The organism is Sinomicrobium endophyticum (assembly GCF_052983315.1).
The window spans coordinates 55643-63196 of the sequence record NZ_JBRKIS010000052.1 but is presented as its reverse complement, the minus strand read 5'-3'; the positions used below and the strand labels follow the sequence as shown (position 1 = coordinate 63196).

The 7554-nt window shown below is 41.7% G+C and carries 6 protein-coding genes; 2 read left to right on the top strand and 4 right to left on the bottom strand.

All coding sequences use genetic code 11. The annotated features are described in order from the left end of the window. Nucleotides 1-156: 156 nt before the first annotated feature. Both ACVBDU_RS20325 and pafA read right to left on the bottom strand, forming a co-directional pair. The gene (locus tag ACVBDU_RS20325; RefSeq protein WP_447178497.1) at nt 157-1167 is read right to left on the bottom strand and encodes an IS110 family RNA-guided transposase; all 1011 of its coding nucleotides are present in this window, start codon (nt 1165-1167) and stop codon (nt 157-159) included. 362 nt (nt 1168-1529) lie between these two features. Then, on the bottom strand, nt 1530-3179 hold the full coding sequence (gene pafA / locus ACVBDU_RS20320) for an alkaline phosphatase PafA (RefSeq protein WP_447181526.1): 1650 nt from the start codon (nt 3177-3179) through the stop codon (nt 1530-1532). Between the two features lie 193 nt (nt 3180-3372). Between pafA and ACVBDU_RS20315 the strand changes: the two genes are divergently transcribed. After that, complete coding sequence (locus ACVBDU_RS20315) at nt 3373-4110, top strand: MlaE family ABC transporter permease (protein WP_447181525.1); 738 nt, start codon at nt 3373-3375, stop codon at nt 4108-4110. After that, nucleotides 4110-4877, top strand: coding sequence for an ABC transporter ATP-binding protein (locus ACVBDU_RS20310; protein ID WP_447181524.1), 768 nt, complete (start codon nt 4110-4112; stop codon nt 4875-4877). The genes ACVBDU_RS20315 and ACVBDU_RS20310 overlap by 1 nt, the downstream gene beginning before the upstream one ends. Before the next feature lie 60 nt (nt 4878-4937). Here the strand turns inward: ACVBDU_RS20310 and ACVBDU_RS20305 are convergent, their stop codons facing one another. Further along, nucleotides 4938-6407: a TIGR00341 family protein gene (locus ACVBDU_RS20305; protein ID WP_447181523.1), complete on the bottom strand. Its 1470-nt coding sequence runs from the start codon at nt 6405-6407 to the stop codon at nt 4938-4940. Nucleotides 6408-6413: 6 nt separating this feature from the next. Continuing rightward, nucleotides 6414-7502, bottom strand: coding sequence for a mannose-1-phosphate guanylyltransferase (locus tag ACVBDU_RS20300; RefSeq protein ID WP_447181522.1), 1089 nt, complete (start codon nt 7500-7502; stop codon nt 6414-6416). Nucleotides 7503-7554 lie beyond the last annotated feature (52 nt).

The following is a 7554-nucleotide window of genomic DNA, read 5'->3' as shown; positions in this document are numbered from 1 at the left end:
CCCTTTAGATACTATGGTAAAAACCTAATGAATTTGTCGTTATCTTGATTTTATTTTACTTTTACCATCCTACAAAGAAGACTTTTTTCCAATTGTGGATTTGAAGTCTATCTAGCGCGGAGTGTAATGCTCCGCTTTTTTTATTTTATGGACTAATTACCTCCATTGATAATCTTTATCGTATTCTTGCTCTTTTTTCCAAAGGGTATAAGCAAGAATCAATAATTTACGCATTCCTGCCACAATCCCTTTACGTTTTATTGCTGGATTTCTTTCGCAAACTCTTTCATATAAATTTCTAATCGATTCATTAACTCTTGTCGCTGTCATAGAAGGCATATATAAAGTCTGTCGTATTCTCGAATTGCCGTGTTTTGATATTCGGGATTTCCCTTTGTATTTTCCGGATTCATGTAATGTAACATCAAGTCCTGCATAGCTTATTAACTGGCGAATGTTTTGGATTAATGCAAACCCATTAGTTTCAGCGATTAAAATTACAATGGTTTCAAAACCCAAACCAGGAGCTGTCTCTACTTTCTCAATTTTTTTCTTTAATTCCTTATCCTGGTCCACCGTGTTTTTGATTTCTTTTTTGATGGTTTGAATAGCTTTTTCATAAAATTCCATTTGTTCGATCTTTAACCCTATAATGCTTTCGAGCTTCTCATGCGACTTATACATGGCGTGTAATTGGCACTTCGATCGTTGAAGCTCTTTTTTAAAGGAGAGTAACTCCCTGCAAAGGTCTCTTAACTTTTTATACATGGGAGACATGGGGTGCCAACGATCTAATACTCTTTCTATTCCATATCCGGCTATATGTTTGGAATCCATGGAGTCTGTTTTTGTCTTTATATGAAGACTTTTTATATAGTTCTTTATTTTATTGGCCAATACAACAGATACTTCCTGATCCTTTTTATAAAGGAAATAGGCTAAGTCTTCATAATAAACACCGGTTGCTTCCATGACAAACCTTATGGGGCAACTATGGCCAGGTCCCTTTGTTTTTAAAACCCATTCCAAGAACTCTTCATGTCCTTTCCTGTTATTTTTAAAAGATCGCGTCCCTTTAATTTTCACAGAACCATCTTCTAATCGGATTTTTATACATCCATGAAAATCATCCATGGAGATATCGATTCCAGCACATATTTTTCTCATAGTTATTTAAATCAATAAAGGACTTCTTCTCTTTGTCTTTCCTCGTTTTTATACGGAATACAGGCAATATGGCCAATTTCCTAGATACTATTCAGACTATAAGAAGAAAAGAAACAGGTGCAAGATCTAAAGGGCGATATACTTATAAAAGTTATCTGGGCAGGGATGCTATTACCTGTTTCTTCCTTGTATTTAAGTTTTCAAATAACCATAAATCTCATATTTTTTAAAACCTATTCTATAAAAATATTTAAGAACAAACATACGAGGGACGGGGTAAGAAATCGAGGGAAATCCATCCAAATTGAATTTTGTCATGTACTAAGCTTAATTGTATAAAATGATTTGCAAAAATACTTGATCTACTCCTCAATCTCTATTGCCTTTTGTACCGGATGGCCGGTAGTGCCGCTTGGGAATGCAATTCCCAAAAGAACCGCTATCGTAGGAGCCACATCGTTAATATGCGTTTCTTCTACGGTACTTTTCCCCTTCCTGATCCCGTTTCCGTAAAATAAAAGAGGCGTATGGGTATCGTAGTTTAAAGCAGAGCCATGCGTAGACCCGGTCTTAGAATAAGAAATAACTGCAGGTGCCAGTACATAAAGCACATCTCCCGATCTTTTCTGATTGTATCCTCTTTGCAGCAGTGCAGCTATCCTCTCCGTAAATTCCGCTTCGGTAAATACGTGTGCTGCATATGCCTTCTCCACATCCTTGTACTGTATAACCTCTTCTACCAGGTCATCCTGTATATCCCGGATACGCAGATTATTTTCCCGGGCAACTTTGTGGTCTATAAAGATCTGGGAGTTGGAGATATTTGTTATCAATCCGTCTATCCCATACTTTTCCTTTGCGAAGTCCTTCATATGAAGTGTAAAGTTCAATTGGTCAAAATAACCAGCCGGGATGTTGAGAGATTGCAGATAGGAAGGCACATGTACCGCAGCGTGATCTGCCGTAAGAAATACGGTATACTTCCCTTTTCCTACTTTTTCATCCAATGCGGAAAGAAGCCGTGCAAGGTCCTGGTCCAGTCTCAGGTAAGTATCCTGTACTTCTTTCGAGTTTACTCCGAACCGGTGCCCTACGTAATCCGTAGCCGAGAAGCTTACCGCAAGAAAGTCGGTAATGTCATCCTGCCCGAGATCTTCTCCATCCAGGGCGGCAAGGGCAAAATCTACGGTCAGACTGTTTCCGTAAGGAACCGATTTCAGGATATCGTATCCTCCGTTATTCTTCATTAATTTACCTAATTCATGGGGAAATGTAGGCGTTTTTTCTCCCTTAAAAGGACCTTCATAAGGATTGTTATCGGGCCCGCTTTCCACATAGGTATCTATATCGTAGAGCGTATTCCATGTGGTAGCATATTCCTTCGCTTTGCCGGATCGGTTAAATTTTTCTGCCCACTCGGGAAGCCCATCCATATAATAGGAACTTGTTATCCACTTTCCTTCATCTTTACCATGAAACCAATATGCAGCATTAGCTGCATGCCCGGCAGGCAGAATCGCCCCCCTGTCTTTCAGGGCCACTCCTATCACCTTACCGCGGAGTTCCGTGGCCAGTCGTAACTGGTCGGTTATGGTAGTGGTTTTCATCCGGTGCGGAGACATTTTCCCTGCATCCGATTTCGTACCAACGGACTGCCTTGTATCGTCCCCGGCACAATAGACCATTCTGTCCTCTTCTTTATCATACCAGTCATTACCTATAATACCGTGTGTTGCCGGAGTGGTCCCCGTATATACGGAAGCATGTCCGGGGCCTGTATAGGTTGGCACGTAATTGTAATGATTGTTCCTGCAGTTAAACCCGTCATTCACCAGGCGTTTTATACCTTCGTCACCATACTTTTCCCAAAACCTGGTAATATAATCGTACCGCATCTGGTCTACCACGATCCCTACTACAAGTTTGGGTTTTGCGTAAGGAGTTTCTCCTGTTTGCGCTTTCAAACCGAATACTGCGAATACACATAATACCGCAGCTGCTAATTTTCTCATAACTTTTAAATTTTAAGAGTTGTAAAAGTAAACAGTTCTCATTAAAAACCGGTTACCAATGCATTATTTAACGATCTGTCCTTTCATGTATTTATTTTTATCATGTCGATTCCATTATCACAAAAAAATGATCTTGACGAAATAAACTGCCTAACATTATTTTTTTTTACTTTAGTTACTATATTTTTACCGTATGAAGTATTTCGAAGCCATTGGCAAGTATTTTTTAATGATATTGGAAGTTTTCAGGAGGCCCACCAAGTGGGTAATCATGAAAAAACTCATCCTCAAAGAGATCGACGACCTGATATACGGTTCCCTGGGCATTGTGGTTTTTATCTCCTTTTTTGTAGGCGGGGTGGTAGCCATACAGACTGCTTTAAATACAGATTCCCCTCTACTTCCAAAGTACCTGGTGGGCTTTGCCACAAGGCAATCGGTAATACTGGAATTTGCCCCGACCTTTATCTCTATTATTATGGCCGGGAAAATGGGTTCTTATATAACTTCCAGTATTGGCACTATGCGTGTTACCGAACAGATAGACGCCTTAGAAGTAATGGGAATTAATGCCTTGAATTACCTGGTATTTCCAAAAATAATAGCCTTGCTTCTGTATCCCTTCGTAATATCCATAGCTATGTACCTGGGAATTTTAGGAGGCTGGACTGCAAGTGTCCTGGGGGATTTTAGTACCAGCGCACAATTTATAGAAGGGCTTCAGATCGACTTTAAACCCTATCACGTTTTTTACGCTTTTTCCAAAACCTTTATCTTTGCGTTTATACTGGCTACAATACCCTCCTATCACGGGTTTTACATGCGAGGGGGGGCGTTGGAGGTCGGTAAAGCCAGTACTACTTCTTTTGTATGGACCAGCGTAGTGATCATTATCATTAATTATATTCTCACTCAAATGTTACTCGGCTGATGATTGTTGTAGAAAACTTACATAAATCCTTTGACGGCACGCCCGTTCTGAAAGGTATCTCAACCTCTTTTGAAAAGGGGAAAACAAATCTTATCATCGGGCAGAGCGGTTCCGGGAAAACCGTATTTCTCAAATCGCTTCTCGGACTATTCACTCCCGAAGAAGGGAATATCATATATAATGGTGCCACTTATTCGGAAATGGATGATGATGAAAAACGGGAACTTCGTCAGCGGATGGGCATGGTATTCCAGGGAAGCGCCCTTTTCGATTCCATGACCGTGGAAGAGAACGTGATGTTTCCCCTCAAGATGTTTACCAGCAACTCTCCCGGCGAAATGCAGGACAGGGTTGATTTCGTACTCAACCGGGTAGAACTTACGGACGCCCATCACAAATTCCCTTCGGAAATTTCGGGGGGAATGCAAAAGCGTGTGGCCATTGCAAGGGCGATCGTTAACAAACCGCAATACCTCTTCTGTGACGAACCCAATTCCGGACTGGACCCGAAAACCGCCATCGTAATTGACAATCTCGTACAGGAAATTACCCGGGAGTATGATATTACTACGATAATCAATACGCATGATATGAACTCCGTAATGGAAATCGGGGAAAAGATCATTTTTCTGAAAGATGGCCATAAAGCCTGGGAAGGCAGTAACAAGGAAATTTTCAAGACCGATAACGAAGTAGTAACAGATTTTGTATACTCTTCCGAACTCTTCAAAAAAGTTCGCCAGATGTATATTGAAGAGAGGAACTGATAAAAAACGGGGGATTGAATTTCTTCCGCACCCCCGATTTTTATTTTTGAACGAGTTCTTTTAGTTCAATTGTTTTATCTCCACCTGATCATTAGAGGTTTTTAACTGCAGCCAGCTTTTCAATTTCTCATATTCCTTCTCGCGTTGAGCGGCAGTGGCAGATTCCTTCCATTTTACAGTAAAAGCGGGCACCGTATCCGTTTTGGAAAAATCTGTCCTGATTTCATTGGAAAAACGAAACTCCCCTACCCCGTCATACAAGACTTTGGCCTCCTGGCTAAGCTTTGCAAAATCTACATTATACGTAAGTTTACGCAGCCTTTCCACTTCATCTTCCAGGAAACGGATCTTCTCGGAGCTGTTCACCAGCTCTTTTTTGTTGGACTCATATAATTCCTGTACGTAATTATATTTCTGTTCCGAGTCATTTTGTCCGCCCTGTACAATACGAAGTTCCGCATTTTTCAGGGTGGGATAATCCGCCTGTTTTTGGTTTTCCCAGGTATTGATAACATTTTCCGGAATGACCTCATCTCCCATAAAAACCAGCTCTATGGTAGAGTTTCCATCCTTTTTATAATTTATTTCGGAAAGGTTCTCCAGGAACAGCCCGCCTTTCGAAAACTGGTAAGGTGTTACTACGGTATGAATAAATTTCCTGGCATCGTTGCGAAACCTCGATTCTTTCCATACGTTAAAAAAGGTGTATCCGGCGGGTATCATAACTATAATAGCTATGAGGGAGGCTACCCTGGAAATAAGTCTTCTCCGTGCCGAATTTACATAGCGCACCATAGGAAAACGCAATATTTTGAGCACCAGGAATGTCGCCAGACCTATGAATATGGTATTGATAAGGAAAAGGTACATGGCTCCCGTAGCGTATTCCCAGTTTGCAATGGCCAGCCCGAAACCTACCGTACAAAGTGGCGGCATCAAAGCCGTGGCTATAGCCACCCCGAAGATTACACTGGCAATAGTACCCTTCTTGGCGCGGGCTATAACCAGTGCCAGACCACCGAAGAAAGCAATGAGAACGTCACGTATATCCGGCGCGGTTCGCGCCAGTAATTCCGATGACTCGTCCCGCAAAGGGAAAAACCGGAAGAAGAGAAAAGCCGTAAGGATACTGAGCCCCACCATAACCATAAAGTTCTTTACCGACCTTCGCAGGGTATCCACATCATTAATGGCAATAGACATACCCATACCCAATATAGGCCCCATAAGCGGGGATATTAACATCGCTCCGATAACTACCGCCGTAGAATTGGCATTTAATCCGACCGATGCGATGAATATGGAACATATCAAAATCCAGGAATTATGGCCTTTAAACGGAATGTCGTTCTTAATATGCTCTATGGTTGTCTCCTGGTCTGTGTTGGAACGGATATCCAGTAGCTCCCCGAAAAAGGTTTTGAGGCTGTCCAGCAAGCCCGAAAAATCTTTTTTTACATTTTCCGTACTATTGTTCTGGCCGCCATCTTTTTCGTCAGGCTGCGCAGCAGAATTCTTATTCTCTTGCATAAACTGTTATATTAATTCCTCTCCGAACTTTTGTTTTACTTTTTTCAACACTTCTTTAATGTCCTGTTCTTTTTGCTTGGGATAGATTAATAGTACTTTCTTTTTTTCGATAATAATATAATCATTCAGACCGTCAATCACCACCAGTTTTTTTCCACTGGTACGGATCATATTGTTACCGGCATCTTCAATGAGCGTCCTGGCATTTACCACAGCATTGCCCGCATCGTCCTTCGGAAGTTTTTCATAGAGGGAGCCCCAGGTACCCAGATCATTCCAGTCGAAATCTGCCGGCAACACATGTATGTTGTCCGAACGTTCTAAAATAGCGTAATCTATGGAAATATTCTCTGCTTTGGAATAGTTTTTACGGATAAAGGTCCTTTCCGCAAGGGTATTGTATTTGGATTTCCCCTTTAAAAACAATTGGTACATATCCGGCTGAAGGGTTTGAAATGCCTGTAAAATACTTTTAGCACTCCAGATAAATATACCGGCATTCCATAAATAGTTCCCTTGTTTCAGGAACTGTTTTGCCGTTTCATAATCCGGTTTTTCCTTAAACTTCACCACCTGGCAGATACCGTCATTTTCCGTTCCGGATATCGTATCGTATTCGATGTAACCATACCCGGTATTGGGAAAGGTTGGGGTAATCCCCAGGGTCATCAGAATATCCTTTTTCTCACAGGCCGCAAAACAACGTTTTACATCCCCGGCAAATACTTCTTCCTCCTCTATCCAGTGATCGCTGGGAGCTACGAGTATTACGGCATCCGGGTTTTCCTTTTGTATCTTCATGGAAGCATACAGGATGCAGGGCGCCGTATTTCGCATGGCGGGTTCCAGCAATATTTGCCCGGGATTCGCTTTAGGTAATTGTTCCAGCACAAGGTCTTTGTAACGCTCATGGGTGAGAATACAGATGTTTTCTTCGGGAATGATACGGCTCAACCGGCTGAAGGTCTTCTGGATGAGGGTCTCCCCCGTTCCGAGCATATCGTGGAATTGCTTCGGCAATTCCGTAGTACTTACGGGCCAGAAACGAGAGCCGATTCCTCCGGCCATCAATATTGCATAGTAATTTTTGTTCAATTTCAAAACAGTTTATCGGGTAGTTATCGTTCGATTATCAAGTTTCAGAGAT

Bases quoted from the DNA above. Each gene is read 5' to 3' on its own strand.
- ACVBDU_RS20325 (WP_447178497.1), bottom strand. From the start codon at position 1,167: ATGAGAAAAATATGTGCTGGAATCGATATCTCCATGGATGATTTTCAT.
- pafA (WP_447181526.1), bottom strand. From the start codon at position 3,179: ATGAGAAAATTAGCAGCTGCGGTATTATGTGTATTCGCAGTATTCGGT.
- ACVBDU_RS20305 (WP_447181523.1), bottom strand. From the start codon at position 6,407: ATGCAAGAGAATAAGAATTCTGCTGCGCAGCCTGACGAAAAAGATGGC.
- ACVBDU_RS20310 (WP_447181524.1), top strand. From the start codon at position 4,110: ATGATTGTTGTAGAAAACTTACATAAATCCTTTGACGGCACGCCCGTT.
- ACVBDU_RS20315 (WP_447181525.1), top strand. From the start codon at position 3,373: ATGAAGTATTTCGAAGCCATTGGCAAGTATTTTTTAATGATATTGGAA.